Annotated in this window: 20 protein-coding genes and 1 pseudogene; 10 read left to right on the forward strand and 11 right to left on the reverse strand. The window is 53.3% G+C overall.

The window, feature by feature from the left end; genetic code table 11:
• The first annotated feature begins 332 nt into the window (after positions 1-332).
• Both ABV298_RS02180 and ABV298_RS02185 read left to right on the forward strand, forming a co-directional pair.
• A complete protein-coding gene (locus tag ABV298_RS02180) occupies positions 333-1,595 on the forward strand; it encodes a DNA topoisomerase (RefSeq protein ID WP_353720565.1) in 1,263 nt (420 codons plus the stop codon).
• Positions 1,516-2,535, forward strand: coding sequence for a DNA topoisomerase (locus ABV298_RS02185; RefSeq protein WP_353723126.1), 1,020 nt, complete (start codon positions 1,516-1,518; stop codon positions 2,533-2,535). The genes ABV298_RS02180 and ABV298_RS02185 overlap by 80 nt, the downstream gene beginning before the upstream one ends.
• Positions 2,536-2,538: 3 nt before the next feature.
• On the opposite strand, the gene ABV298_RS02190 is transcribed toward ABV298_RS02185, so the two are convergent.
• A complete protein-coding gene (locus ABV298_RS02190; protein ID WP_353720566.1) occupies positions 2,539-2,781 on the reverse strand; it encodes a transcriptional regulator in 243 nt (80 codons plus the stop codon).
• Between the two features lie 180 nt (positions 2,782-2,961).
• Here ABV298_RS02190 and ABV298_RS02195 point away from each other — a divergent pair, with 180 nt between their 5' ends.
• Both ABV298_RS02195 and ABV298_RS02200 read left to right on the forward strand, forming a co-directional pair.
• Positions 2,962-3,804: an aldo/keto reductase gene (locus ABV298_RS02195; protein ID WP_353720567.1), complete on the forward strand. Its 843-nt coding sequence runs from the start codon at positions 2,962-2,964 to the stop codon at positions 3,802-3,804.
• 21 nt (positions 3,805-3,825) lie between these two features.
• The gene (locus ABV298_RS02200; protein WP_353723127.1) at positions 3,826-4,575 is read left to right on the forward strand and encodes an SDR family oxidoreductase; all 750 of its coding nucleotides are present in this window, start codon (positions 3,826-3,828) and stop codon (positions 4,573-4,575) included.
• Positions 4,576-4,578: 3 nt separating this feature from the next.
• Here ABV298_RS02200 and ABV298_RS02205 read toward each other — a convergent pair whose 3' ends face one another.
• The 3 genes from ABV298_RS02205 to ABV298_RS02215 all read right to left on the reverse strand — a co-directional run bounded on the left by ABV298_RS02205 (position 4,579) and on the right by ABV298_RS02215 (position 8,037).
• On the reverse strand, positions 4,579-5,934 hold the full coding sequence (locus ABV298_RS02205) for an amidohydrolase family protein (RefSeq protein ID WP_353720568.1): 1,356 nt from the start codon (positions 5,932-5,934) through the stop codon (positions 4,579-4,581).
• A gap of 42 nt (positions 5,935-5,976) precedes the next feature.
• Entirely contained in the window at positions 5,977-7,152 is a 1,176-nt protein-coding gene (locus ABV298_RS02210; protein ID WP_353720569.1) for a Gfo/Idh/MocA family oxidoreductase, read from the reverse strand.
• 117 nt (positions 7,153-7,269) lie between these two features.
• A complete protein-coding gene (locus tag ABV298_RS02215; protein ID WP_353720570.1) occupies positions 7,270-8,037 on the reverse strand; it encodes a DUF481 domain-containing protein in 768 nt (255 codons plus the stop codon).
• A gap of 126 nt (positions 8,038-8,163) precedes the next feature.
• On the opposite strand from ABV298_RS02215, the gene ABV298_RS02220 reads away from it, so the two are divergent.
• Positions 8,164-11,553 carry an SNF2-related protein gene (locus ABV298_RS02220; RefSeq protein ID WP_353720571.1) on the forward strand — a complete coding sequence of 1,130 codons (3,390 nt, stop codon included), beginning with the start codon at positions 8,164-8,166 and terminating at the stop codon, positions 11,551-11,553.
• Here the strand turns inward: ABV298_RS02220 and ABV298_RS02225 are convergent.
• The 4 genes from ABV298_RS02225 to ABV298_RS02240 form a co-directional block, all read right to left on the reverse strand.
• Complete coding sequence (locus ABV298_RS02225; RefSeq protein WP_353720572.1) at positions 11,550-12,677, reverse strand: glycoside hydrolase family 18 protein; 1,128 nt, start codon at positions 12,675-12,677, stop codon at positions 11,550-11,552. The two genes, ABV298_RS02220 and ABV298_RS02225, sit on opposite strands and share 4 nt — an antisense overlap.
• A 29-nt stretch (positions 12,678-12,706) precedes the next feature.
• Positions 12,707-14,164 carry a fibronectin type III domain-containing protein gene (locus ABV298_RS02230; RefSeq protein ID WP_353720573.1) on the reverse strand — a complete coding sequence of 486 codons (1,458 nt, stop codon included), beginning with the start codon at positions 14,162-14,164 and terminating at the stop codon, positions 12,707-12,709.
• Between the two features lie 74 nt (positions 14,165-14,238).
• Entirely contained in the window at positions 14,239-15,123 is an 885-nt protein-coding gene (locus tag ABV298_RS02235) for a CorA family divalent cation transporter (RefSeq protein ID WP_353720574.1), read from the reverse strand.
• Positions 15,124-15,166: 43 nt separating this feature from the next.
• On the reverse strand, positions 15,167-16,438 hold the full coding sequence (locus ABV298_RS02240; protein ID WP_353720575.1) for an NAD(P)/FAD-dependent oxidoreductase: 1,272 nt from the start codon (positions 16,436-16,438) through the stop codon (positions 15,167-15,169).
• Between the two features lie 228 nt (positions 16,439-16,666).
• Between ABV298_RS02240 and ABV298_RS02245 the strand changes: the two genes are divergently transcribed.
• The gene (locus tag ABV298_RS02245; protein WP_353720576.1) at positions 16,667-17,524 is read left to right on the forward strand and encodes an SDR family oxidoreductase; all 858 of its coding nucleotides are present in this window, start codon (positions 16,667-16,669) and stop codon (positions 17,522-17,524) included.
• Between the two features lie 38 nt (positions 17,525-17,562).
• Here ABV298_RS02245 and ABV298_RS02250 read toward each other — a convergent pair whose 3' ends face one another.
• Positions 17,563-21,441: a PAS domain S-box protein gene (locus tag ABV298_RS02250; protein ID WP_353720577.1), complete on the reverse strand. Its 3,879-nt coding sequence runs from the start codon at positions 21,439-21,441 to the stop codon at positions 17,563-17,565.
• Positions 21,442-21,661: 220 nt separating this feature from the next.
• Positions 21,662-21,839: pseudogene (locus ABV298_RS02255) on the reverse strand (DUF6496 domain-containing protein).
• Between the two features lie 129 nt (positions 21,840-21,968).
• Between ABV298_RS02255 and ABV298_RS02260 the strand changes: the two are divergent.
• From ABV298_RS02260 to ABV298_RS02270, 3 genes are read left to right on the forward strand one after another with little or no spacing between them, the layout of a single operon-like run.
• Entirely contained in the window at positions 21,969-23,309 is a 1,341-nt protein-coding gene (locus ABV298_RS02260) for an amidohydrolase family protein (protein WP_353720578.1), read from the forward strand.
• A gap of 20 nt (positions 23,310-23,329) precedes the next feature.
• Positions 23,330-23,839 (forward strand): cupin, encoded by a 510-nt coding sequence (locus tag ABV298_RS02265; protein WP_353720579.1) that lies wholly within the window; start codon positions 23,330-23,332, stop codon positions 23,837-23,839.
• Between the two features lie 27 nt (positions 23,840-23,866).
• Positions 23,867-24,235: a VOC family protein gene (locus ABV298_RS02270; protein ID WP_353720580.1), complete on the forward strand. Its 369-nt coding sequence runs from the start codon at positions 23,867-23,869 to the stop codon at positions 24,233-24,235.
• Positions 24,236-24,291: 56 nt separating this feature from the next.
• Here ABV298_RS02270 and ABV298_RS02275 read toward each other — a convergent pair whose 3' ends face one another.
• Positions 24,292-25,170, reverse strand: a complete 879-nt coding sequence (locus tag ABV298_RS02275) for an alpha/beta hydrolase (protein WP_353720581.1) — start codon at positions 25,168-25,170, stop codon at positions 24,292-24,294.
• Positions 25,171-25,454: 284 nt separating this feature from the next.
• On the opposite strand from ABV298_RS02275, the gene ABV298_RS02280 reads away from it, so the two are divergent.
• Positions 25,455-26,498 carry a hypothetical protein gene (locus ABV298_RS02280; RefSeq protein WP_353720582.1) on the forward strand — a complete coding sequence of 348 codons (1,044 nt, stop codon included), beginning with the start codon at positions 25,455-25,457 and terminating at the stop codon, positions 26,496-26,498.
• Positions 26,499-26,555: the final 57 nt, after the last annotated feature.

The raw sequence follows: 26,555 nt of genomic DNA on the forward strand, positions 1-26,555 counted from the left end.
TTTATGACTTTAATCGCCCTAGAAGATTTCGTGTGGGCGGGCGCCTGTGTTACCTTATTGTTAAGTCGTGCTAAACGCAGTGATTTTATTCCGGAGTCGCCCTCCTGAGCCAAATTATATTCCGAATGTATTATACCAATAGCCAAAAACACAGAAGAATCGCCTCACAGAAGTTTAAAACGGTGATTTTTTTTCAAAAAAAAATTTTAAAAAAATTTTCCGCTCAATGAGTATTCGGTAGGAAATCAGATTGTCGTGGGGCTTTTGGAGGATATAAAGGGCGCCCCCCCCGAGGTTCGGGGGGCAGGAAGTCTGGACAAAAATGACCATCTTTGCACCCCTCGAAAAGGAACGAGACCAGCACGACGGCCGTGGAGAAAGAGGCGGCCGCGTACAGAAAGAAGCGTATGAAAGTTTGCATTGCGGAAAAACCCAGCGTAGCCCGAGACATTGCAGCGGTGATCGGCGCAAGCCAGCGCCGCGACGGCTACTACGAAGGCAACGGCTACCAGGTAACGTGGACGTTCGGCCATTTCTGCACATTGAAAGAGCCTCACGACTACACCGAACGCTGGAAATCGTGGCGGCTCGAAGACTTGCCCATGATCCCTTCGAGCTTCGGGATCAAGCTTATCGACAACGAGGGTGCATTGAAACAATTTGGTGTTATCGAAACGCTGGTCCGCAATTGCGAAGAGGTCATCAATTGTGGTGATGCGGGTCAGGAAGGCGAACTCATCCAGCGGTGGGTGCTCCTGAAAGCCAAATGCACGGCGCCCGTGAAGCGGCTATGGATATCATCCCTCACCGAGCAGGCCATCCGCGAAGGGTTTGACAAGTTGCGCGAATCCAGCCAGTACGACAACCTGTACGCAGCCGGCAGCGCCCGCGCGATCGGCGACTGGCTGTTGGGAATGAACGCGACACGGCTTTTTACAAAGAAATTCGGCGGCGGCAAGGCGGTACTGTCCATCGGGCGGGTGCAAACCCCTACCCTCGCCCTGATCGTGCAACGCCAGAAAGAGATCGATGCATTCGTTTCGGAGGAATATTGGGAGCTTAAAACCGTCTACCGAGAAACGGAGTTTACCGCAACCATCGACCGTATTAAAAACGCGGAAAAGGCCAAAAAGGGCCTTGCCTATCTGCAACAGTATGATTTTGAAGTAACTGCATTTGAAAAGAAGGAGGGCAAAGAAGGCAATCCCAGACTGTTCGACCTGACTTCTTTACAGGTCGAGGCCAATAAAAAATACGGCTATTCGGCGGAAGACACGCTGAAACACATTCAAAATCTTTACGAAAAGAAATTTGTGACTTATCCGAGGGTTGATACTACTTATCTCTCGGAAGATTTACATCCAAAAGCGGAAGGTATTCTCCGCGAACTGACCTATTACAGCCAATACACGGCACCGCTGCTCGCCAACCTACCCATCCCGAAATCGAAGAATGTTTTCGACGACAAAAAAAGTAACCGACCACCACGCCATTATCCCGACCGGCGTGCTGCCCGTGCATATCAGTCAGGACGAAAAGCGCATTTACGACCTCATCGCACGTCGTTTTATCGCCGTTTTTTACCCGGAATGTAAGGTCTCCAACACCACCGTGCTGGGAATGGTGGGACAGGTGGAGTTCAAGGCGACGGGCAAGCAAATTCTCGAATTGGGCTGGCGGGAGCTGTATGCCAACGACAATGCTTCCAAAAAGGAGGCCGAGGAAGAAAAAGTGATGCCGATCTTCGAAGTGGGCGAACGCGGGCCCCACGAGCCGCGCGTTCACCAGGGCAAGACCTCTCCGCCCAAGCCTTACACCGAGGCGACGTTGCTGCGCGCTATGGAAACGGCCGGCAAGCAGGTCGAGGACGAGGAGATGCGGGAATTGATGAAAGATAACGGCATCGGCCGGCCTTCTACCCGCGCCAATATCATCGAAACCCTGTACAAGCGCAGGTATATCGAGAAAAAGAAGAAAAATGTATTCGCCACGCAGACGGGCATCGACCTGATCGACACCATTCAGAACGAACTGCTCAAAAGCGCCGAACTGACGGGCCATTGGGAACGCAAGCTCCGCCTGATCGAAAAAGGGAAATACGCGATGGACACGTTCAAGCAGGAACTGATCGAAATGGTAGTCAAGCTCACGCACGAAGTAAAAAACGAGCGCGCGCGGTCCATCACCATTCTCGAAGAAACGCCTCTGGTGCCTGAAAAGGAAGAAAAACCAAAAAAAGAGCGTAAAGCACGCGAGCCGAAGGAGGAAATCTCTATTGAGTCACTTCATTGCCCGAAATGCAGGGAACACTTGTTGAAAAGAGGCAAAACAGCGTACGGATGCAGCAATTTCCAGGCTTGCGGTTTTAAAATACCTTTCGAATTCCTGGGCAAAAAACTGACGGACAAACATGTATTCGACTTGCTTAGCAAAGGGAAAACGGCCAAAATCAAAGGCCTCCTCATCCCCGGCAGCCCCGACCCCATCGACGCGCGCCTGGTCATGAACGGCGACTTCAACTTTGAAGTCGGGTAACCGCTACATCGGGCTGTTGGTTGTTTCCACATAGGGCAAGTGAAAGGTGATGCCGGAGATTTGGCACAGTGCCAGAAACTCGGAAAGATTCGGCATTACCCCCTGATTGAGAATGCGGTCGGATGAGTTCCGCGGAATGCCGGCCTTTTCCAGCTCGTCTTCCAGATTGATCCCTTTCACCCTCACAATTTCCTTGATGTCGTCGACCAGCTCTTTGGCCCGTGCTTCAAATACTGTGGTTTCCATTTATTGACGAAGTTTGGTTTCTACGGAAAAGAACAAAATCGTGCCAAATACACCCGGCCGCCGTGCGCTGATGGCCTGACATTTGCTTTGGGAAAAGTGAGTACCGATGATAAATCGGCACGGGAATGAAAAGCACCTTGCAACGGTTCAATCGAGACAATCATTAACTACACAACCGATATGGGTAACTATCAGCAACACGCCGGAACATTCAGAATCGGCGATTTGGAGGTCGGCAGGCTTGGCTATGGCGGCATGCAGCTCACGGGCGAGGGCGTATGGGGCGACGCTCCCGACCGCGAAAACGCTAAAAAGGTGCTCCGTGCGGCAGTCGACGCGGGCGTGAATTTTATCGACACAGCCGACTCCTATGGCCCGCATACCAACGAAACGCTCATCGCGGACGCACTTCATCCTTATCCCGACGGCCTTCTGATCGCCACGAAAGGTGGTTTTGACCGTACCGGACCACACCAGTGGCGTGTCAATGGCAATCCCGACCACATACGGCAGGCCATCGACGGAAGTTTGAAAAGGTTGAAAAAAGACGTGATCGACTTGTGGCAGCTCCACCGCATCGATCCGCGCTTTCCGGTGGAAGAAACGCTCGGGCCGGTGGCGGATGCCGTAAAGTCCGGTAAAATCCGGTACGTAGGTTTATCGGAAGTGGATGTGGAGCAGGTCAAACGGGCGGAACGGACAGTGCCAATCGTTTCCGTTCAAAACCTTTACAATCTGGGAAACAGGCAATGGGAGGATGTGCTGGATTACACGGCTGAACGCGGCATGGCGTTTATTCCCTGGTACCCGCTCGCGTCGGGGCCCGAAAAACTGAAAACGAAGATTTCCGGCATCGCAGAAAAATATAACGCCACCGCGGCGCAAATCGCCCTGGCCTGGTTGCTGAGGCGATCTGAAAACATTCTGCTTATTCCGGGCACAAGTTCGCTCCAACACCTGAGAGAGAACCTCGAAGCGGCATATGTCGTGTTAGCCGACGAAGATTTTAAGACACTGTCCTGAGTAACTATGAAAGCCAATGCTATGCAGACTTACCAAAACAAAACTGTAATCGTAACCGGAGCCGGAAATGGCATCGGCAGCGTTGTTGCGGCCTATTACGCCCGCCATGGAGCGGCCGTCGCGTTATGGGACCGCGACGCGGAAGGGCTGAGGGCTGTTCAGGAAACGTTGGAAAAGGATGGTTTCAAAACCTTATCCAGGGTGATCGATCTGACCAATCCCGATGAAATCGTTACCGGCTTTGAGGAGGATAAGGAAGCGCTGGGGCGGATCGACGTGCTGATTAACAATGCGGGGCTGGGCCGGACAAAATCTCCCTATGAACTTCCGGTCGACGATTGGGACTACGTATTGAACACCAACCTGCGCGGAACATTTCTTTGCACGCGTGAAGCCGCCAAAGTCATGCGCACGCAGGGCAAGGGCGCGATCGTGAACATCGCCTCCACCCGCGCATTGATGTCGGAACCGGGTACCGAGGCGTATGCTGCCTCCAAAGGTGGCATTCTCGCGTTGACGCACGCCTTGGCGATCTCGCTCGGCCCCGATCACATTACCGTGAACGCGATCAGCCCCGGTTGGATCGAAACCGGCGATTACAGCAGGTTAAAGATATCCGACCACGCCCAGCACCCGTCCGGCCGCGTAGGCAAGCCCGACGACATCGCCCGGGCCTGCCTTTACCTGACCGACCCGGAAAACGACTTCATCACCGGGACCAACCTGATCATCGACGGTGGTATGACGCGCAAAATGATTTACGAGGAGTAGCGGTTATTTCTCGATTTTTTTCAACTCGCTTTCCAGAAAGGCCTTCGGGAGCCATTTGGTGCCGATCATTACGCCTTCGATCGTTCTGGTATTACCGATGTTTTCCAGCGGGTTTCCGGCGAGCAGCACAAGATCCGACACATTGCCGGTTTTAATCGTGCCCGAGTCCTTTTTGTTCAGATAATCGGCTACATTCACAGTACCGATTTTCAATGCCTCGTAGGGTGTCAGTCCGGCATCTACGAGGTATTTCAATTCGTGGTGCGTTGCGAAACCCGGTACATTCAGCACCTGCGGAGCATCGCAGCCCAGCATCAGCTGCACCCCGCCCTTTTGGCAGGCGAGGATCAGTTTGCGCCGGATATTCACAAATGCTTCCGCACGCTCCCTGTTGAACTTAGGGTTGTTGACATAGTTGCTTTTGGCATTCAGCCAGTTCTTCTTCTCGTCGGCAGTCATATATTTCCATTCGGGATCGTTTTCGTAGGCCGATGCCGGTAATGGCGACAACCAGCGCTCGGCAATAGCCTGCGTAGGTACGACCCGGATATTTTTGTCCTTCAACCCTTTAATCAGCTTTGGAATGCGCGTGGTATCCGCGGCGTAGGCGATCCAGGTGCCGAAAAGCCCGGTTTCCTGCTCTGCGAGCGTGTCTGTTCCGGGTACAATAGCCTCTACAAAGCCGTCGAGGTGATCGATCGAGGAGTAGCCGGCATCGATGGCCGCCCACACGCCTACTGCGAATGACACATGGCCCACCATGCCGATGCCGAGCTCTCTCGAAGTTTTGGCAATACCGGGAAAGGTTTCCTTGGTAAGCCCCGGAAGTAATTTGATATAATCATAACCGGCTGCCTTTTCTTCCTTTACCATTTCGATGCCGCGGGCAGCCGTTTTAACGGTTTGTCCACTGAATGCCGGGCCGGTTGTGTAGAAATTCGGTCCCAGTATTTCACCGCTTCGTACTTTCTCCCGCAGTTCCAGGTGCCGGGCGTTACCGAGCATTCCGCGGATTGTCGTAATGCCATTGGCCAGATAGAGCGTCAGCACATCTTTCATCGGCCCGAAGTCGTCGATCGCCGGTACATGCGCGTGCATTTCCGACCAACCGGGCACGAGGTATTTTCCCTTCCCATCCACCACCAATGCGTCGCCGCCGGGTGCCGCATCCTTTCCTACGGACACGATTCTTCCGTTCCTGACTACCACCGTCTGGTCCCGCAAGACCGCATCACGGTCCATCGGGATCACGTTCACCGATTTGAAGACAATATCACGGTCGACATTGCTGACGGGCCCCTGCGCAAAACAGACGGGAGCGCTCATTAACCCGAAAATGAAAATCAGTCTGCGTATCATAGTTTGTGAAGTGTTTGAAATGATCAGGAACAAACGACTGCGTCAGCTCAGCATCGAAACATTCTGTGCGTTCTTCTGAGCTTTCAGGCAAAGCTCGGTTGCCAGGAAGCAATGTTCCTGCGGCATGGCGGTTTCGGTCCGGTTAAGAACGTCGTCCACGAGCTGACGGCCATAAGGCAATTCCACATTGCTGCAATCCACGTAAGCAGTTTCCTTGTTATTCACCACGAAAAGATGATTACCGCCTTCGCGACCGCCGATATCGATGTTTTTGCGGATTTCGATAAAACCTTCGGTACCCAGCACGGTGAGACGTCCGTCGCCCCACGTTTTAAGGCCATCCGGCGTAAACCAGTCGACGCGGATGTAGCCGGCCCCTCCGTTCCCACGCAGCATGGCATCGCCGAAATCCTCGAATTTAGGGTATTGGGGGTGATTTACGTTGCCCACCTGCGAAGCAACGACCTGTGCTTTCGTGGAATTGGTAAAAAACAGGTACTGGTCGAACTGGTGGGAAGCGATGTCGCAAATAATGCCGCCGAAGCGCTTTTTATCGAAAAACCATTCGGGACGCGTTTTGGCGTTCATACGGTGCGGGCCCAGGCCGATCGTTTGTATCACTTTACCGATAGCACCCTCTTTCACCAGCTCACCGGCTTTCACGGTCGCGCGGTTTTCGAGGCGCTCGCTGTACATGATTGAATAAATGCGCCTGGTTTCCTTCTGCACCTTGCGTACTTCTGCAAGTTGTTCGAGGGTTGTCAGGCCGGGTTTATCAACCATATAATCCTTTCCGGCTTTCATCACGCGTACGCCCAGCGGCCCGCGCTCGTCGGGTATGCCCGAGCTGAGCACCAGTTGGATAGATTTATCGTCCAGGATTTCCGCCTCCGATCGGGCCTGTTTCGCATTCGGGTAACGTTTCGCAAATGCGGCTGCCAGGTCCGCTTCCTTGGCAAAAAACGAAACGAGCTCGCCGCCACCCCGCGTTACGGCCTCCACTTGTCCGTAAATATGCCCGTGGTTCATCCCGATCACGGCGAATTTAATCCGAGGGGGCATTGCAGGTGCAAATGATCGCCCCGCCGGCTGCCCGGCCACGACCGTTTTGATGGAACCGTAGGCATTGGGCGCCAGTTGCGGAAACATGGCCAGGCCTGCGGCCGAAAAAAGCGAGTTGCGCAGGAAGTCACGGCGATTGTCCTGTTGATCTTTCATTGCTTGGTTGGTATGTAGTGAATACTTAGTAAAGCACATTTTTGGCAGATATAATGTGCCGATCACATGGACAGTGTTCTTCCGCCTTTCCCCTGACAATGCACGTTCCCGAATTGTTTATTTATTTCCCACGGAAATCCCGAAAGTAATGCGCGAGTCGTTGCGCTTGCGGCCCGCTTCCACCACGCTTTCGTAAGAGTTTTCAAAACTGGTCCGGAGTGCCACCCATTTATTAAGGGGCAGTTCGGCTGTCAGAATCGTATTCCAGCGTGTATTCGAGAAGTCGTTCAGTGCGGGCTGGATGAACGTCAGGTGATTGAAGCGGAATTTATCCGATAAAAACGAATGCTTTCCCTTGACGCGGAACGAATTACGGACCGTAGTTACCGTGGCCTTTTCAAAAAAGTTGGTGGATTCGTAAAGGATTGCGTCCGTCAGTGTCAGATCGTGGTTTGTCTTCCGCAGCAACCGGTAACCCATCCCAGCCCCGGCCATTTGCCTGAGATCGATCCGGCGCAGGTTGCTCGTTTCCACCGCGCCCAGGCCGAAGACGTACGTGCGGCGCTTTTTAAACACGTCCACAAACAAGTCCGCATAGCTGTCGCGCTCGGCGAGCACGCCGTTCTGTTTGCCGTAGGTAAACCTCGGATTGGTAGCGATATTGATCACCGGCCCGCTGAAAACCAGTTCGGCCCGAAGCACCATGAGGCTACGGTTGACGTTCCCTTTCGTGAAATTGCCGTCGCCGATGAAGCGGTACCGGATGGTGTCGATCAGCAAGTGGGGAGGCTTCACGGCCGTATCGGGCCGGGGAGCGGCCACCGAATCGGCCGGAAGCAATTTCAGGCTCGTCGTATCCGGTTTCGCGTCCTGGGCCGCCGTCATGACGGGCATTGTAAAAAAAACAAAGCGGTAAGCTTGAAGAAACTGGCGTAGATGAGATTTTTCATTACCGCAAATTTTGCAAAATAATGGTGCCAAACGTTTCCGCAATGTTGGTTAATTTGCCTTATGAAAAAGAACGAGCCTGCCGCAACACCGACGCCCGGTCAGCACAACTTTATTTTCCTCGACTTCAATATTTCCGAACTGTCGGCTTCGCATATCCTGAACAACAGCTCCGAAATGCCGTCGACGGAAAAAAGGGGCTTTTTCGATATTCAGCCATACGATATCGACATCGACTACGCTGCGTTTCAGGTCGCAACCAGCCAGACGGAAACCTTCAAAGTGGTGGTCAGGCAGGACCGGAAGGCCGTAAACCTCTACTGCGAATGCACCCGTCCCAAACGGAAGTTATGCGCCCACCAGAGCCAGGTCTTATACAATTTACTCAACAGAAAGGACTTACGCGCATTCTTTGACGCAAAGCTCCGGCATGAAAAGATCCGGGAAGTGGCCGTTCAATATGGCTTGCAGGACGAGCCTGATCCCGATCAGTATTTCCAGCTCGAATATGTGGCCCGTGAACTGCGGGTCAAACCCCGGTTGAAAGAGCTTATCCCATTGGATGCTTCATCATTCGAAGCATTGCAGGAACAACTCGTGGCCAGGCCACTTCCCGATCTGCCCGGCGCTCAAACGAAGGAAACGAACACCCGAACTATTGTCGCAATCGGCCTGAATAAGTATTACGATCATTTTTATCTGGAAATGTACGAGGCCCTGGTCACCCGGCAGGGTAAACTGAAAAACCCGTTTGTTTCGATTAACCCGCTCGAACAGATCTGGAAAACGCACGTTACGGACGAGATCCGGTTCTACACCGCTGTCGCGGCTTTCGGAAATAATTTCAGGGAAAAGAAACAGGAAACCGACCTTCCGGCATTGCATTCGGTGGTGCGAAATCCGTTGAAGCTCGATTTTTACTATCACAATCCCGCCGTCTCGGAAAACATCAACGCCGCGTCCCTGGTGCCCGTCAGGCTGGCCACCACGCCGGCGGACCTGCAACTGACGATCGATAAAAAAGACCCGTTTCTGCAAATCAAGGGCGAACTGAGCCTGGATAATGTGCACCTCGACCTCGAAAGCGTGGAGTTCCGTTACGACTACTTCGTGCTTTATAAAGATTCGCTGCATTTGATCGAAAGTCCCGATATTCTGCGCGTACTCCGCTTTTTCAAACAGCACAACCAGCGCATTTACATCCACGAGTCGAAATTCGAAACATTCAGGACCAACCTGCTTTCCAAACTGGGCAGTAACATCCGCATCAATTACACCTACGTTAAGCCCGCCACGCCCGCACAGCGCGAGGAGCAGGGGTTCGATCAGGGTATCGAAAAAATCATCTATCTCGAAGACTTCGGTAACTACGTACTCATTACGCCGGTACTCAAATACGGCAAGGTGGAGGTGCCGCTGTTTTCGCCAAACGACATTTATGCGGTAGACAACCACGGCAACCCTTTCCTGGTCAGGCGCGACCAGGAGGCAGAGCTGCGGTTTGGCAGCGCCGTTATGCGCCAGCACCCCGATTTTGAAGAGCAACTGGGTAAACCGTTCTTCTATCTGCACCGAAGCAGATTCCTTAGCGAAGACTGGTTCCCCGATGCATTCGAAGAATGGCAAAATCAGGGAGTGACGATCCTGGGCTTTAACAAGCTGACCAAAAACCGCCTGAACCAGCATAAACCTAAAATATCGGTGCATGTCGAAAGCGGTATCAACTGGTTCGATACAACCGCCAGCGTACAGTTCGGCAAGCAGAAAGTAACCCTGAAACACCTGCATAAGGCCGTTAAGAACCGAAGCAAATATGTGGAACTCGGCGACGGGACAGTGGGCATCCTGCCGGAAAAATGGGTGGAGAAATTCGCCAGGTATTTCGAGGCGGGCGATATCGCCGGCGAGGTGATCCGGACGCCCAGGATCCGGTTTGCGTCGGTGGAGGAAATGTACGAGGCCGAAATGCTCGACCGCCATGTAAAGGAGCAGATCGCGTTCTACCGGTCGCACTTCGACGATTTCCAGGCCATTCGGCCCGTGCCGGTCCCGAAAACGTTAAAGGCCAGCCTGCGGAATTATCAGAAGCAGGGACTGAACTGGTTGAATTTCCTGGACGAATACAATTTCGGCGGCTGTCTGGCCGACGACATGGGTTTGGGGAAAACGTTACAAATCATTGCGTTTCTATTGTTACAGCGAAAAAAGCAGGTTCGTAACACAAACCTGATCATTGTCCCCACCTCGCTGATTTTCAACTGGCAAGCAGAAATAGAGAAATTCGCCCCAAGCATTAAAATGCTGACTATCTACGGGCCCGACCGCGCGAAGAGCGAGGAGGATTTCGACCGGTACGAGGTAGTCCTGACCTCCTACGGCACATTGCTTTCGGACGTGGTATTTTTGAAAAAATACTATTTCAATTACATTATCCTCGATGAATCGCAGGCAATTAAAAACCCCGAATCACAGCGATACAAGGCGGCGCGGCTCCTGCAATCGCGTAACAAGCTTGTGCTTACCGGAACGCCCGTGGAGAACAACACTTTTGACCTCTACGGCCAGCTCTCCTTCGCCTGCCCGGGGCTACTGGGCAACAAAACGCAGTTCCGCAACCATTTTTCGATCCCTATCGACCGGTTCAAGGACGCCGAACGGGCGATGGAACTGCAAAGGACGATCAACCCGTTCATTTTGCGCCGTACCAAGCAGCAAGTCGCCTCGGAGCTTCCCGAGAAAACCGAAATGGTGATCTATTGCGAAATGGGCGAAGAACAGCGCAAGGTTTACAATGCCTACGAACTGGAATTCTATAATTACCTGAATACGAAAACGCAAGGCGATATCGAACGCAGCAGGCTCCATGTCTTGCAAGGACTCACCAAACTGCGCCAGATCTGCAACTCGCCCGCATTGCTTCGCGACGACCTCTTTTACGGCGACTCTTCGGCCAAAATCGACGTCCTTATGGAACAGATCGAGGATACGGCGCCCTGGCATAAAATACTGGTATTCTCGCAGTTCACATCGATGCTCGACATCATCCGCCCGAAACTGGAAGAGCGCGGAATAGGCCACGAGTACCTAACCGGCCAGACCCGCGACCGTGCGGCGCGCGTCGGGAATTTTCAGAGCAATGAGGACATCCGGGTGTTCCTTATCAGCCTGAAAGCAGGGGGAACGGGCCTCAATCTCACAGAAGCCGATTACGTGTACCTGATCGACCCATGGTGGAACCCGGCCGTCGAAAACCAGGCCATCGACCGGAGCCATCGCATTGGCCAGCAAAAAAACGTGATCGCCGTGCGGCTGATATGCCCCGGCACCATCGAGGAAAAGGTAATGGAGTTGCAGGCGACAAAAAAAGATCTGGCCAACGACCTCGTCAAAACGGACACGGATGTGCTGAAATCATTGACCAGAAACGATTTGCTGGCATTGGTGTCGCGTTAATCCAGGTTTTTGTGGATCTCGTTGATCAGGTATTCTTTCGGGTCGTTGAAATACTCCCAGAAAAAGATGCCGGCCAGCTTGTTCTTTTTCACATACCTGCATTTATTCTTAACGGACTTTTCGTCCTCGTAGGTAATGAGCACCCTGGTCGAATCATTGAAGAGATAAGGTGCTTTGGCTTTTTTATCATAATACTTTTTATAACCGTTCTGACCGATCATGGTGTCTTTCAGCTTGGTGTAACCGCCTCCTTGCACCTGTTTCACCCGTTTTTGCCCCAAACCGTGGTTGGCGGCGGTCTCCGCCTCCCAGCCTTTGCCGTAGAATGCGGCGCCTAGTCCTATCTTGCTCGCCGGGACGCCCGCCGCGATGAAATTTTTCACGGAGCGGTCGGCCGATGAACCTTCGCCAGACGGGTCGTAGTCGTACAGGTTGGTATGATGCCCAACCGTGCCGTTGCGGCCCCCGTAATCGTAGGTCATGATGAGCACATAGTCGAGATACACCTGTGCCAGGGCCATTTCGGTATGTTCGATGAACGATTTCGAGCCCCCCACGGCGGTGGTAAGCAGGTATTTCTTCCCTTTTTCTTTTTCGAGCAAATTCAACTCGTCGCGCAATGCTTTGAACATCAGCGTAAAGTTCTGCTTGTCTTCCGGGCGGTATATATTCCCTTCCTCCCCGCGCATGCCGGGATATTCCCAGTCGATATCCACGCCGTCGAGGTCGTACTGGCGTACAATGTCGACGCTGGATCTGGCGAATTTCAGACGGGACGATTCCGTCAGCACGGCGTCCGAGAAGTTCTCGCTCCATGCCCAGCCGCCAATGGAAATCACGATTTTCAGGTCGGGATTTTTCTTTTTGAGCAGATTGAGCTTACGGAAATTGGTGGAATCGGTAGCCAGATTGGTCAGGACGGCCATGCTATCCTGCACATTGACAAATGCGTAATTAATGTGCGTCAGCTTCTCCGCATCGATCTCCTCCACGTTCGCGAGTCCGCGAAAACCGCCTACATAGGCATTTACGATGTACTTTTTTTGCTTCTGGGCCGAAACGGCACCGGACAGGATCAGGCAGACCGCGAGTGCCACTGCCTTGCAGCTGGAAAAGGGTTCCATAGAGTCAGGAAATTGAGGTTCAGGATATATCAATAAAGCAATATCCGCTTCGATATTACTTCCCGTCCGGTTTTGGTTACAACCAGATATATCCCTTCCTGCAACGTACCCAATTCGAGACGTCCCGCTTGCCTGATCCGCGAGGTCTTTCGCAATCTTCCGCTCAGGTCATAAACGGAAACTTCCGCTTCGGTGGCCTGGTTCAAATCGACTATCAGCGTGCGACCGGCCACGTAAATCGCGTGCTGGTCCGCCGGCGATTCCACAGCGGTAATAATCGACGCGGCACGAACGATCGCCAGAAGACTGTAAGGGGAGTCGCCCCCGGCATTTCTGGCTTTAATGCGATACAAATAGTCGGCGATTTCCAGCTTCGACCTATCCTCGTACTGCAAAACGGTGGCCGCCACCCGGGCGATCTGGACAAACGCTCCGTCCCCTTTTGCCCGTTCGATGATAATTTCCGCGACGTTGCCGGTCGGTTTCGACCAGCGTAGCTGGATGAGGTCCGGCGCGGTGGGCACCGCCGTTAAATTATCAGGCGCATCCGGCACAGGTATGTTCTGCGTTCTGGCCGAACCGACATTACTATATCCCGACGCCCCGGCCGCATTCACCGCCCTCACGCGGTAGTAGTACTGCGTCGCCGGCGCAAGGCCGGTACTTTGGTAAGTGGTCGCATTGGCGGCAAGGTCGGCGATTTTGGCGAACGTCGTGCCGTCCGGCGAGCGCTCCACCTGGTAACCGGTTTCATTCGCGGCGTTATCCGTCCATTTCAGATCTATCCGGGACGTTGAAACCGCCGTTGCCGACAGATTCGAGGGCGCGCCCGGCGGCACCTGCTGTGTCGTGACATTAACGATATTCGAATAACCCGATTTTCCCGCCGTATTCTTCGCGAGCACGCGGTACCAGTAGCGGGTCGCTGGCGTAAGGCCGGTTTGCTGGTACGTGGTCACGTTGGGCCCCGGCTCCGCGATCCGGGTGAATGACAAACCGTCGGTCGAGCGTTCGAGTTCGAAACCGGTTTCGTCGCCCGCATTATCCGTCCAGCTCAGATTGATCTGCGTGGCGGAGACGACCGTCGCAGCCAGCGCCGTCGGAGCTTTTGGAATTGTGACCACCCCCAATGTAACAGCATTGGCGACATTCGAATAGGCCGATGCGCCCGAGGCATTTTTGGCACGGACCCGGTACCAGTACCGGGTTGCGGCTTTCAGGGCCTTGCTCTGGTAGGAAACGGTGTTGGCGGCAACATCGGCGATCTTCGCGAACTTCGTGCCGTCCGTCGATTGCTCTATTTCAAAGCCGGTTTCGTCGGCAGAGGCATCGGCCCACGTCAGGTTGATCTGGCTTGAAGACACCGCCGCGGCTACCAGCGTAGTAGGTACCTTCGGGATCGCCGCACCGGCCTGCTGGCCATGGAGGAGGGCAATGCATTGTAAAATAATCAGTAAAAGTGCGCTTCCGGTAAAAGTATGCTTCATAGATTCGGGACGATAGGGAGGCAAAAATAGGGGTTAAATGCATTTATGCCACGCATTACAGCCATCCGCGCCTTTTAAACCACACATAAATCCCGAAAGTGATGAAACCCATCAGGATCATCACCCCCCGGATAACCCCATTTCAGCCGCAACTCGGGCATGAAATCGAAATTCATGCCGTAAATGCCTACTATGAAAGTCAGCGGCATGAAAAACACCGAAAATACCGTCAGCACACGCACGATCTCGTTGGTACGCTGCGAGGAAATCGAGAAATAAACCATCACCAGGTGGTTCATATTCTCGAGAAGGGTGTCGTAAATGTTGTGCAGTTTAAGATACAGGTCGCGCGTGTCGCGCGTGTAGGTATTCGAATGCCCGGGCCGGTCCATTTTGTCGACAATGTCGTGCGACAGCATCAGTATACGACGCGTTACCTCCACCCTTCTTCTCAAAAAATACAATCCTTTCAAAAGCGACGCCTTCCGGTTTTTGAGGAACATATTTTCCTCGTAGTACTCGATGTCGTTGGTCAGCTTTACCGACGGCGCCTCGTATGTGGCGATACAACTTTTGATAATTTCATTCACCAGGTGCAGCGTGTCCTCGCAGGCGTGCTGGTCCACCTGCTGTTCGCGGATGAGCTCCGGGGCGCCCCATTCCTTTTTGTGCATAGTGATCACGCTTTCCGGGGTCATAAAAATAGCCAGCTTGTCGGTCAGTTCGGCGACGGTATCCGCCCGGGACGTTATCTTTTCGCTGTGCATCCTGAAAATAATGAATACATAGGTGCCCACATCCTCGTATTTGGGAAGGTGGTCGGGTTGCAGCCAGTCCTTGACCGACGATTCGTGCAGCGCATATTTCGCCCTGATCTGCCGGAGTTCTTCTTCGTCGGGGTCCATCACATCGATCCATTCGAACGGATATTGGGACGAATCTGCAATGGTCCTGATCATAGCGCAACAAAGCTGTTTTTAGGTGTTAAGTAAATTTACATAATTAGAGGCCTGGTTTTTCAGGCTTCGCGTCGAGGATGAAACGCAGGGATTGGTCCCTTGTAAAAAACGCCACCATCCAGTTGTAAAACGTCTTAACGCGGTTACGGTAGCGGATCAACGAAAACAGGTGCACGACAAGCCACAGAAAATAGGCAATGAATCCTTTGAAATGCATACCGGGCAAATCGGCGACCGCCTTATTCACCCCGATAATCGCCATCGTACCTTTATCCTTGTACCTGAATGGCCTGGGCGGTCGCCCTTCGAGCCACAACCGCAGATTTTGGGCCAGGTTCCTGCCCTGCTGAATCGCGACCTGCGCGAGTTGCGGATGCCCGTTGGGAAAGCCCTCGTCCGAATCCATGATGCAGATATCGCCGATGGCAAAGATGTCGTCGAAACCCTTCACGCGGTTATACTGGTCAACCTGCACGCGCTTGCCCCTGCCAAGGACTTCCGCCGGCAACCCGGGCAATGCGGTGGCGGTTACGCCGGACGTCCATATCAACGTTTCCGTTTCGATGGTCTTTCCGTTTGCGAATGTGACTATTCCGTTGTCATAATCCTTTACAGCGTGATCCAGCAGCACCTGAATGCCCAATCCGCGCAATTCCGCCAGCGTTTCTTCCTGCGATTTTTTGCTCATCGGATTCAATACCACCGGCAGCGCGTCCACGAGGTAAATTTGTACTTCTTCCTTTTTCAGTTCAGGATAGTCTCTTTTAAAAATGCTTTTATGCATTTCCGCCAGCATTCCCGAAACTTCCACCCCCGTAGGCCCGGCGCCTGCCACCACAATGGACAGCAGCCTTTTCCGTCTGGCCGGGTCGCTTTCCCTCGTTGCCTGTTCTTTCAGCCGGAGAATATGGTTGCGTAACGCCAGGGCATCCTGGACGGTTTTCATCGGCACCGCGTTCTTGCGCACGTTTTCCATACCAAAATAGTTGGTTTCGGTGCCGGTCGCGAACACGAGGTAGTCGTAATAAATATCGCCGCTTTCGGTATCTATCCGTTTCTCGTTTGGAAACACTTGCCTGAATGCCCCGAGGCAAAACCGGAGGTTGTCTTTCCCCTGAAAAAATTTGCGGAAAGGATAGCTGATATTCGACGCTTCCAGAAAGCCTGTGGCAACCTGGTAAAGCAATGGCGGGAAGAAATTGTAATTGTTCTTATCCACCAGCACGATGCGGAACGATTTATTCCGGGAAAGCTTTTGTGCCAGATTGATGCCCGCAAAGCCCCCTCCTACAATAACTACTTTCTTTGGATCCATATGCTAAACGTTTGCCGGCTATCCCCGACAGCCCCATCGGCAGGCTTGCGTTAATAACCGTGCCGAACGCTTCACAGCGCGGCAAAGCCACCTTTTGGGGTTTGTCTGCGCACCCGGCAGTGTGAAATTCTTTACTCATTCACAACGGCAGGGCATGCTCCGGCCGTTCATGGCGGCTGGCATGTGCTTTTTGGCATTGGGTCGAATCCACAAAAACGACTATCCATTATGAGTTTAGACATCGATACCCGCGGGCAGACGCAAAGCGCCCAGCCCGGCATAGAGGAAGTTATGGACCCGGCACCGGTGGTGATCCGGGAAAACTATCGCGGAAGCGGCAAACTGCAAGGAAAAACGGCGCTCATCACCGGCGGGGACAGCGGAATAGGCCGCTCCGTAGCCGTTCATTTCGCACGAGAGGGCGCCGATATCGCCATCGTTTACCTGAACGAAAGCCAGGACGCCGCCGATACCAAGGCGATGGTGGAAGCCGAAGGCAAAAACTGCCTACTGATCCAGGGCGACATCCGCAGCGAGGCATTTTGCAAAGAGGCCGTCAGCCGTGCCGTCAATGAGTTCGGCAAACTGAACATTCTCGTAAACAACGCCGCCGAGCAACATCCCAGGGAAAGCGTCGACCAGATCTCCGCGGGACAGTTGAACGACACATTTGCGACGAACATTTTCTCCTTTTTCTATTTCACCCAGGCCGCCTTGCCACATCTGAGCCAGGGAGATTCAATCATCAACACCACTTCGGTAACGGCATACCACGGCAGCCCTTCGCTGCTCGACTATTCTTCCACGAAGGGGGCTATTGTGGCCTACACCCGATCGCTGGCGGGCAATCTTGCCGAAAAAGGGATCCGGGTGAACGCCGTGGCGCCGGGCCCGATATGGACGCCGCTGATCCCCTCCACCTTCGACTCGGAGCGGGTCAAGAAATTCGGAAGGGATACGCCATTCAAGCGGCCGGGGCAACCTTGCGAGGTAGCTACATGCTATGTGTTCCTGGCGAGCGAGGACGCTTCCTATATGAGCGGGCAGGTGCTGCATCCCAACGGCGGGCAGGTTGTGAACGGGTAAGCGCCACCATAAGAGGGCGGAAGCAATTTCCCGCCCTCTTATTTTTTATAGAGCCATTTGCGGATAGCGGCTTCCAGCGTGTCTTTCAATACCGGTTTGGTCAGGTAATCGTCCATTCCGGCTTCAATGCATTTCTCGCGCTCGCCCACGACGGTGCCGGCGGTGAGGGCGATGATCGGCACGTGCGTACCGCCTTCCGCCTCCCTAATTTCCCGCGTGGCTTCGTAGCCATTCATTTCGGGCATTTGAATGTCCATAAAGACAATTTCGGGATTGAACTCGCGGAATGCCGCAACCGCTTCCCTCCCGTTGGCCGCTTCGATCAGCTCGCTGTTTGGCAGTATCTTGGCGAGCATGGACTTCACAAGAAGCATGTTGATCTTGTGATCTTCGGCTATGAGTATTTTCACTTCATCTGTTTCATAAATGTCTTCCACCCGGTTTTCCCGTACGACGATTTGCGGCCCGGTTTCCAATCTTTCCGATTTGAGGCCGAGATCCGAAAGTGCCTGAAAGAGCTGCCGGATTTTGACAGGTTTTACCAAGAAATGTTTGATATCCAATTCATTCCCGATGGCCCGCAACGCCTCTTCGTCGAATGAATCGTTGAGCAATATCACCGGTTGTTTCTGCTCCCCGTTTTCCAGCTTCCTGATGTTGCGGATGGTTTCGATACCGTCCCAGCCGGGCATCTGGCTGTCGATCAGCACCACGTCATACGGCTTGCCCGACGCCAGTAACCGGCAGGCTTCCTCCCCGTTATCGATATAGTCCGATCCGATTTGCTTGTTGCCCAGCATGTCTTTCAAAATCTGCCCGTTGCGGTTGTTATTGTCGACGATGAGCACTTTCCGGATCTGCTCCACATTTTCCCATTCGAAACTGTCCTCGCCTTCCACCGCTCTGAACGTCACGTCGAAAAAGAATGTACTGCCCTTTTCCAGTTCACTCGCGAGTTGCAAACGGCTGTCCATCAACCCGAGCAGGCTGTTCGAAATGGTAAGCCCCAGCCCGGTACCGCCGAAACGCTTGGTGGTGGAAGAATCTTCCTGTGAGAATGCATCGAAAATGCGGCGCTGGTTCTGCGGGTCGATACCGATGCCGGTGTCGCGTACGGAGAACCGGAAGGTGTATTCCAGGCCGCTTACCGTACTCAACAGCTCGATTTTCAGTTCGATCTCCCCCTTGATGGTGAATTTCACCGCGTTGCTGAGCAGGTTCACGAGTATCTGCCGCAAACGCACCGAATCGCACCAGACCATCTGCGGGATATCGGCCGGAATATTGAGCAACATTTCGAGGTGCTTCTGCTGTGCCTGATAGGTCACCATATCGGCCACCTGCCCGCATACTTCCAGCAGGTTCGTCTTTTCGGGAGTCAATTCGAGTTTCCCCGCCTCTATTTTGGAAAAATCGAGAATGTCGTTGATAATGTCCATCAGTGAATTGGCCGACTGGAAGACCATCGACATATATTGCTGCTGGGTCTCGTCCAGGTTGGTTTTCATCAGCAAATCGGTAAATCCGACCACGCCGTTGAGCGGCGTCCGGATTTCATGGCTCATATTCGCGAGAAATTCCGATTTCAGTTTACTCGCCGCCTCCGCTTGTTCGCGCGCTTCGAGCAGTTCTAGTTCCGCTCGCTTGCGCAGGGTAATGTCGCGGATCACGGCCTGAATAATCTCCGTATCATTGATCCGGATCAGGTTCAGGAGCACCTCGGCGATAAACGACTCCTTCGGCTCGCCGAACCGCCTGTATTTCCACTCGAAACTGTGCGTACCCTTTTCATAAACCTGCTGAACATGCCGGTCACCGTCGCGCCGCGTCCCCTCCATTCCCTGCTCGCTCAGTCCCGACAAGTCTCCCATGGGCATTTCCGTCAGGGTTTTCACCGAATCGATCCCGAACATTTTCAATGCGGCCCCGTTGCAATCGAGATAACCGGTACGATCGAAGAGGATTACCGCATCGCTTGTAGAGTCGTACAGGCTGCGGAATTTGGCTTCGGAATTCATGATGTCCACTTCCGCCTGCTTTCGGTGCGTGATGTCCTGGAAAGCACCATACAGCCGCACGCATGCGCCATCGACCATTTCCGCCTTCCCGATCGTCCTGACCCACAACTCGTTGCCTTTTGCCGTGACCAGTTGCAACTCTGTGTCCCAGGGAGTACCACGTGAAAGTCCCTCCGCCAGGACCCGCTTAATGACTTCCCTGCCCGGCCCTTCCTTGTAAAACAGGATGGCGGTTTCGATTTCCGGCTGATAATCGGGGCCAACTTCATGGATTTCCCTGGTGGTAGACGACCAGTAAAGCTCGCCCGTGCGTGCATACAGCTCCCATCCGCCTACGCGGGCGACGCTGTTGGTTTGCTCCTGAAGGTCTTTGATCCGCCTCAGCTCCTGTTCGGATTCCTTGCGCGCCGTTATGTTCCTTTCGACGGCAATGAAATTGGTACAATTGCCATAATCGTCGAATACGGGCGTGATTTTAAGGTCGACCCAGTATTTCTCACCCGATTTGGTATAACAAAGCACCTCCTCCCTGACAATCTTCTTGTCTTTGCAAAACTGCCAGATGCGCTCGAGTGTGTCGGGGTCTGTTTCCGGCCCCCGGAGCATCAGCATCGGGTTCTTTCCTTCAACTTCCCTTCTGTGATAACCTGTGTGCGTTTCGTAAGCTTTGTTGACCCACGTGATATTTCCGCTTGCATCGGTGATAACGATGTAATCGGTGGTGTTGGAGGCAACAATAGCCAGTTCCTTCAAGCGCTCCCTGGAATTGCGGAGTTCCGTAATGTCATGGCTTGTCAGGATGATGTCCTTGCTGACGGGATCGATGTTTGCACTGGTATTGCTCCATGACCAGGCTCCGTTCTTGTGCCTGATGCGGTGCTCTACGCCGCCTGGCACCGGCACACCCGTTTCGGCGGTGATCCGCAACGCCTCGAAGCAGACATGGAAATCGTCGGGATGAATAAACTCGGTAAACGGCCTGCCCACCGTCTCTTCCACTGTATATCCGTACATCGACGTCCAGCTGGGCGACACGTAACTGAAAACCCCGGCGGGCGAGATCGTGAAAAGCACGTCCTGCATGTTGGACACTAGCACGGAAAGGTCCTCCTCGACTTTGAGCTGTTGCGTAATATCGTAGCCCACGCACACAATCTCTGTAACGACGCCGTTTTCATCCGCAATCCCCGTGAACTCCCATTGCGTTGTTTTAACGCCGTCGCCCGAGGCGTACTTCCGCAGCACCACCGGATTAGGCGTTCCCGGATTGACAAAGCATTGCTCCCCCGCCTGTACGCACTTTGCCACATCGTCAGGCACAATCCCTGCGAGCGACGACGTGCCTATGAGCTCATTCCTGTCGAGCCCGAAAAACTCGCAAAAATGATCGTTTACATATTTGTAATTTCCTTCGAGATCGATGCAGGTGACGTATATCGAATTGCTGTTCAGGAAGGACCTGTAAAGTTCGGTACCGGTAATAAGGCCCGGCAGGTCCGGTATCGGGCCGTCATGGCGGAAGCCCGACAAAATGAGCCAGCCCTGCTCCTCCGAGAATACGGAAACGGAGGTTACCTGCAGGCGCACGACCTGCAGATCGTCGCGCAGAACACGCACGATCCCTGTGCACGGTTCCCGGCTTTCGGGAAAATGCGCACGGGCGCTCTCCATATGCAATATGAAGGAGCGGCTATTCAAAAGCGCTGGTAAGGGGTCGGTGCTATCGGATGATTGCGTTCGTTGGGTAAGGGTTCGTTGCAGCCTCGCGTCGGGCCAGCAGGTATGGGAGTCTGAATGTCTCCAAATCAGTAATCCGTCTGTGGCTGCGTCCTGGATAAAGTCAAATACACACTCCTCCTTTTGCAGCAGCTTCAACAGCTCCTTCCTTAGATCATTCATTTTTCGAGCCTTACAAATTAGAAACGTCAGTAGCCAATCCTTTTAACTCCCACAATATAGTCCATAGTGGCCGATTTTTGTAAGTATAAGAAGATCCGGAAGCTAATTTTATAATATTCTAAAACAAATTCTACGTTTCGGTCATCCACGTTTTCTGTTTTTTAATAAAAAGGTCCTTTTCTACTTATCCGGGGGAAAAGGACCTTCTGTCGGAGTCAGGTTAATCTTTCTTTTTCGGGACTTTGGCGCCTTCTTTCCGTGCCTCCGACAAACCGATAGCGACGGCCTGCTTCCGTGACGTCACCTTCTTTCCCGAACCCGACTTCCAGTTTGCCTTCTTTTTGCTCGTGCAAGGCCTCTTCCACCTTCTCACCGGCTTTTTTCGAATATTTGGCCATGGTATTATTTTTTAGAATGGATGTTTTATTTTTCGCACCGGTTGGTGCGGATGCCTGTTTTTAAAACAAAATGCATACCAGCATCCCCCGCCACGCACATCATTTCTGACCATCCAAACCCATGCATACATGAAAAACCTCTTCCTGCTACTGCCCTTGCTTGGCTCCCTCGCAGGCGGCCACGGCCTGGCACAAACGACCGGCCCCATATTGCTTAAAAACGCGACCGTGATCGACGGCACAGGCGCCGCTCCGAAGGTGCGTACGGACATCCTCATTGACCAGGGAAAGATCGTCTCGGTTGAAAAAGGCATCAAAGCCGCCGGTGCCCGCGAAATAGACCTGACCGGAAAGACCGTCATGCCCTCGCTCGTGTGTGCGCACGCCCATGTAGGAACGCTCAAAGGAACGACCTCGTCGGCCGACAACTACACACGCGAGAACCTGCTCCGCCATCTGAAAAAGTACGAGGATTACGGCGTGAGCGCGGTGCTGGCCATGGGAACGGACCGCCCGCTGATATTCAACGGGTTCATAGACTCCACACAGCGCGGGCAGTTGCCGGGCGCACGGCTCTATTCGGCCGGCTACGGTTTTAATACACCCGACCCTAACCCTGGCTCCTGGATGAACCTCCTGCTACGCCCCAACGCGCCGGAGGAAGTTCCGGCTATGATGGATAAACTCGCGGCGGTGAAACCGACTGTCGTGAAAATCTGGGTCGACGACCATGGCGGTAATGCGCAAAAAATGAAGCCGGAGATTTACCAGGCCATTATCCGGGAAGCGCATAAACGCAACATTCGCGTGGCAGCCCATCTTTTTTACGCCGAAGACGCCCGCAAACTAACCGAAGCCGGTATCGATATTATCGCCCATAGCATCCGGGACAAGGAAGTTGACCAGGACTTGCTTATGAAAATGAAGCAGAAAAATGTAACCTACATTCCGACTTTATCGCTCGACGAGTACCAGTTTGCATACGCAGACAATCCTTACTGGCTCAACGACGCCTTTTTCAAGGCTTCCCTCGAACCGGGCGTGTTTGAAATGATTACCGACAAAGCCTATGGTGAAAAGATTAAAAATTCCCCCGATTACCAGCGGAATATGTCGGCCTTTAAAACGGCAATGACCAATTTGAAAAAAATTCATGACGCCGGCATTCCCGTAGCGCTGGGCACCGACTCGGGCGCATTTCCGGTACGCACGCAGGGATTCACGGAGCATCTTGAAATGGAGCTGATGACCCAGGCGGGCCTCACTCCCGCGCAGGCCATTACCATAGCCACCCGCAATGCCGCTACCGCCCTACGCATCGGTCATGAGAAAGGCACGCTCGAAAAAGGAAAAAAAGCCGATTTGCTCGTCCTCTCCGCCAATCCTTTCCACGATATCCGGAACACAAGGAAGATCGAATCCGTTTGGAAAGAAGGGAAGGAGGTAAGTAAAGGGCCATTGCCAAGATGAATACACCAGTTACAGCGATCATGGATACGACACAACCACATATCTACCATTTCAACGACGACGGCAGTATTCCCAACAACAAACTGCCGCTCCTGGTTTATCACGGTGTTTCCGGGTTAACCGGGCACGAAGGCGCGACCTGGTTCGAAAAACGCTTTGCCGCGAACAACTGGACGAATTCGTGGCGGAATGGCGTGTTTCCCTACCATCATTATCACAGCATCACGCACGAGGTGCTCGGTGTATATGCGGGGAACGCGTTGCTTCACATGGGCGGCGAGAACGGGGAAAAGCTGCACGTCCGGGCAGGCGACGTAGTGGTGATACCTGCCGGTGTGGGCCACAAAAAGCTGGAAGCCTCGGCGGATTTTGCCGTCGTGGGCGCTTATCCCGACGGGCGCGACTACGACATCCTGCGTGGCGAACCGGGCGACAGGCCGCGTGCGCTGGAAAATATCGCCAAGGTGCCGGTACCGGGCCTCGACCCGATTATGGGTGCCAAAGAAGGGTTATCCAAAATATGGGTGTAGTTATGACTTGCGAATTCACTCCTTATCATGAAAATAAACTTCAAAAGACTCGACCACATCATGCTCTGCATCCCTCCCGGCGCAGAGCAGCGGGCCCGCGAATTTTACGGAGGCGTACTGGGCCTCGAAGAACTGACCGATCTGGGCTACCCGCTCCCCAACGGCGCGATCTGGTTCCAGATGGGCGATATCCAGCTCCATATCCGGGCCGAAGCGGTCCACGACCTTTCACAGCGCCATCCGGCATTTGAGGTTCAGGACCTGGAAGCAGCCCGGGCCCTTCTGGAACAGCATGGTGTCCCGGTCAAGAATGAAAGCAAGATCCCCGACCGTAACCGCTTCTCCTTCCGCGACCCGTTCGGGAACCGTATCGAACTGATCGAAATGATCGCATAAGAGCAGGGCCGCGCATTACGGGCGGTCCCTACGGGTCAAACAAGCGGGCCGTTTCCCTACGTCACGATATCGGTGTACGGGTTACTGATCGTGACCACCTCCTGGTTGATAAACTGGATAAGGTTCTGGTTTAACCGCTCTTTATGCGTTACGAAAAGGCCATGCGGTGCGCTTTCGTATACAATATATTCCGCGCCCGGCAGCATTTCGGAAGTGCGTTCGCTGCTCACTTTGAGAGGGACCGTTTTGTCGTCCTCGCCGTGAATGATCAGCACCGGGATATCGAGCAGCGAAATTTCATTGCGGAAATCGGTGGCGCTGAAACTGCGGATACATTGCGTGGTAGCACGCCCCGAGCCCTGCAATGCCAGCATGCTATGCCATTGGAGCAGCTCGTCGCTTACCGCGTTGTTCAGGAACCCGTTTCCGTAAAAATCCCTGGCGAAATGCGACAGAAATTTCGGACGGTCATTCTCGATGTCCTTTACGAAACCGTCGAACATATCCTGTGGCAAACCTTCGGGATTATCGTCGGTCAGGAGCATATAGGGAAGTACCGAGCTGATCAGCACGGCTTTCGAGACTTTGCCGCTACCGTAACGGCTCAGGTAGCGGACCACCTCGCCACCGCCCATGGAGAAGCCGACGAGCACTACATCGTTCAGATCCAGTCCGTCGATCACCGCTTTGAGGTCCCCCGCCAGCGTGTCGTAGTCGTACCCGTTCCAGGGCTTGTCGGACCTGCCGAAGCCGCGACGGTCATAGCCTATGCAGCGAATGCCGTGTTTGGGCAGCACATTGAACTGATACTCCCACATTTCATGGCTTAGCGGCCAGCCGGAAACAAATAAGGCGGGCTTTCCCTGCCCTACTTCGTGCACGAGGATTTTTACCGGCTCGCCGGTTCCCCCCGCTTTTGATTCTATAAATCTCATGACTTTGTTTTTTAGGTCTTAATTGATTGAATGCTTCACCGCCAGGGTCAAAAAGACCTATGCCAGCACATACCATCATTTTATTCGGAAGAAAAATTCGCGCTACCCGTTCCCGGACCAATGCGGGTCGGGGGCTGGCGCGAACTTTGGGGAGAAACCCCGGCAACACCGCCATGCCGGGAGGTAATTGCCGACATATTTAGTTAACGACCGCCGAAAAAGCCGTAATTGGAAAAAGTAATCCTAAATTTGCAGTCACTTTCGACGCAGACGACGTTCACTTGATGTTAAAGTTTGTTTACGGTTCTTTAATTGCTATTGTCATTCTCGCCGGGATTACGGAGGTTGTTTTGAGGGTCAAATACGGCTTTTGTAACTCGCCGCTCTACATATCGGATCCTGATTTTGAATATATCTACGCACCCAACCAGGACGTAAAACGGTTCGGGCAGGTACTCAGAACGAACAGCTATTCGATGCGGAACGAAGAAGTGCTGCCTACCGACAGCCTAGTGATATTGCTGATCGGCGACTCGGTGGTGAACGGCGGCAGCCTTACCGATCAGGACAGTATCGCGTCGACATTGCTCGAAAAACGTTTCCTGAAAGATTTCGGAAAGCGCGTCCGTGTACTGAATATCTCCGCCGGTTCATGGGGCCCCGACAATATCGCCGCCTATCTCAAAAAATACGGCACTTTCAACGCAAGGCTGATATGCCTCGTTACGAGCAGTCACGATGCACACGACATTATGTCGAACCAGAGCCCGGTGGGTATCGACCCCGGATGGCCCGACAAGCAGTATAAAGTGGCGTTGTACGAGCTTTGGGACCGCTACCGCTGGATCTTCTTTTATTATCTGGATACCCTTTTCCTGTCGCCGGAGCCGAAAAAAACTGAGGAAAAGATCGCGATCGTCAAGCCCCATGTGACCGACAGCGCGCACGTGGCCGCCGATGCGAAGGCCGTCGAGGACACCATTGCAGCCAAGAAGCTCAACGACGCCGGTATCCGCAAGCCGGGACTGGTATTCAATCCGGGTTACGAGCAGATTTACGAAATCGCGAAGCAGAGCAACATTCCGATGTTCATTTACCTGCATCCCGAAATTTCGGAGATCGATCTGGGACACTTTAACGACCAGGGACAGGAGATCATCGCATTCGCCAAAGAGAAGAACATCCGGCTGATAGACGAATTCCGGTTCGGCGTGTCGAAAGCCAATTACCGTAAAATGGATGTCGTCCATTTCAACAGCCGGGGCCAGGTTTTTCTGGCAAACAACCTGTACCCCTTGTTTCAGGAATACCTTAACCTCCATAAATGATGCGCGTACTGATTGTTCACAACCAATTATGGGCGCATTACAAATCGAAGCTCTTCA

This window comes from Dyadobacter sp. 676 (assembly GCF_040448675.1).
Lineage (GTDB): Bacteria > Bacteroidota > Bacteroidia > Cytophagales > Spirosomataceae > Dyadobacter.

Excerpts from the sequence above, each read along its gene's own strand:
- ABV298_RS02190 (WP_353720566.1), bottom strand. The coding sequence starts at position 2,781 with ATGGAAACCACAGTATTTGAAGCACGGGCCAAAGAGCTGGTCGACGAC.
- ABV298_RS02195 (WP_353720567.1), top strand. The coding sequence starts at position 2,962 with ATGGGTAACTATCAGCAACACGCCGGAACATTCAGAATCGGCGATTTG.
- ABV298_RS02200 (WP_353723127.1), top strand. The coding sequence starts at position 3,826 with ATGCAGACTTACCAAAACAAAACTGTAATCGTAACCGGAGCCGGAAAT.
- ABV298_RS02205 (WP_353720568.1), bottom strand. The coding sequence starts at position 5,934 with ATGATACGCAGACTGATTTTCATTTTCGGGTTAATGAGCGCTCCCGTC.
- ABV298_RS02210 (WP_353720569.1), bottom strand. The coding sequence starts at position 7,152 with ATGAAAGATCAACAGGACAATCGCCGTGACTTCCTGCGCAACTCGCTT.
- ABV298_RS02215 (WP_353720570.1), bottom strand. The coding sequence starts at position 8,037 with ATGACGGCGGCCCAGGACGCGAAACCGGATACGACGAGCCTGAAATTG.
- ABV298_RS02220 (WP_353720571.1), top strand. The coding sequence starts at position 8,164 with ATGAAAAAGAACGAGCCTGCCGCAACACCGACGCCCGGTCAGCACAAC.
- ABV298_RS02225 (WP_353720572.1), bottom strand. The coding sequence starts at position 12,677 with ATGGAACCCTTTTCCAGCTGCAAGGCAGTGGCACTCGCGGTCTGCCTG.
- ABV298_RS02230 (WP_353720573.1), bottom strand. The coding sequence starts at position 14,164 with ATGAAGCATACTTTTACCGGAAGCGCACTTTTACTGATTATTTTACAA.
- ABV298_RS02235 (WP_353720574.1), bottom strand. The coding sequence starts at position 15,123 with ATGATCAGGACCATTGCAGATTCGTCCCAATATCCGTTCGAATGGATC.
- ABV298_RS02240 (WP_353720575.1), bottom strand. The coding sequence starts at position 16,438 with ATGGATCCAAAGAAAGTAGTTATTGTAGGAGGGGGCTTTGCGGGCATC.
- ABV298_RS02245 (WP_353720576.1), top strand. The coding sequence starts at position 16,667 with ATGAGTTTAGACATCGATACCCGCGGGCAGACGCAAAGCGCCCAGCCC.
- ABV298_RS02250 (WP_353720577.1), bottom strand. The coding sequence starts at position 21,441 with ATGAATGATCTAAGGAAGGAGCTGTTGAAGCTGCTGCAAAAGGAGGAG.
- ABV298_RS02260 (WP_353720578.1), top strand. The coding sequence starts at position 21,969 with ATGAAAAACCTCTTCCTGCTACTGCCCTTGCTTGGCTCCCTCGCAGGC.
- ABV298_RS02265 (WP_353720579.1), top strand. The coding sequence starts at position 23,330 with ATGGATACGACACAACCACATATCTACCATTTCAACGACGACGGCAGT.
- ABV298_RS02270 (WP_353720580.1), top strand. The coding sequence starts at position 23,867 with ATGAAAATAAACTTCAAAAGACTCGACCACATCATGCTCTGCATCCCT.
- ABV298_RS02275 (WP_353720581.1), bottom strand. The coding sequence starts at position 25,170 with ATGAGATTTATAGAATCAAAAGCGGGGGGAACCGGCGAGCCGGTAAAA.
- ABV298_RS02280 (WP_353720582.1), top strand. The coding sequence starts at position 25,455 with ATGTTAAAGTTTGTTTACGGTTCTTTAATTGCTATTGTCATTCTCGCC.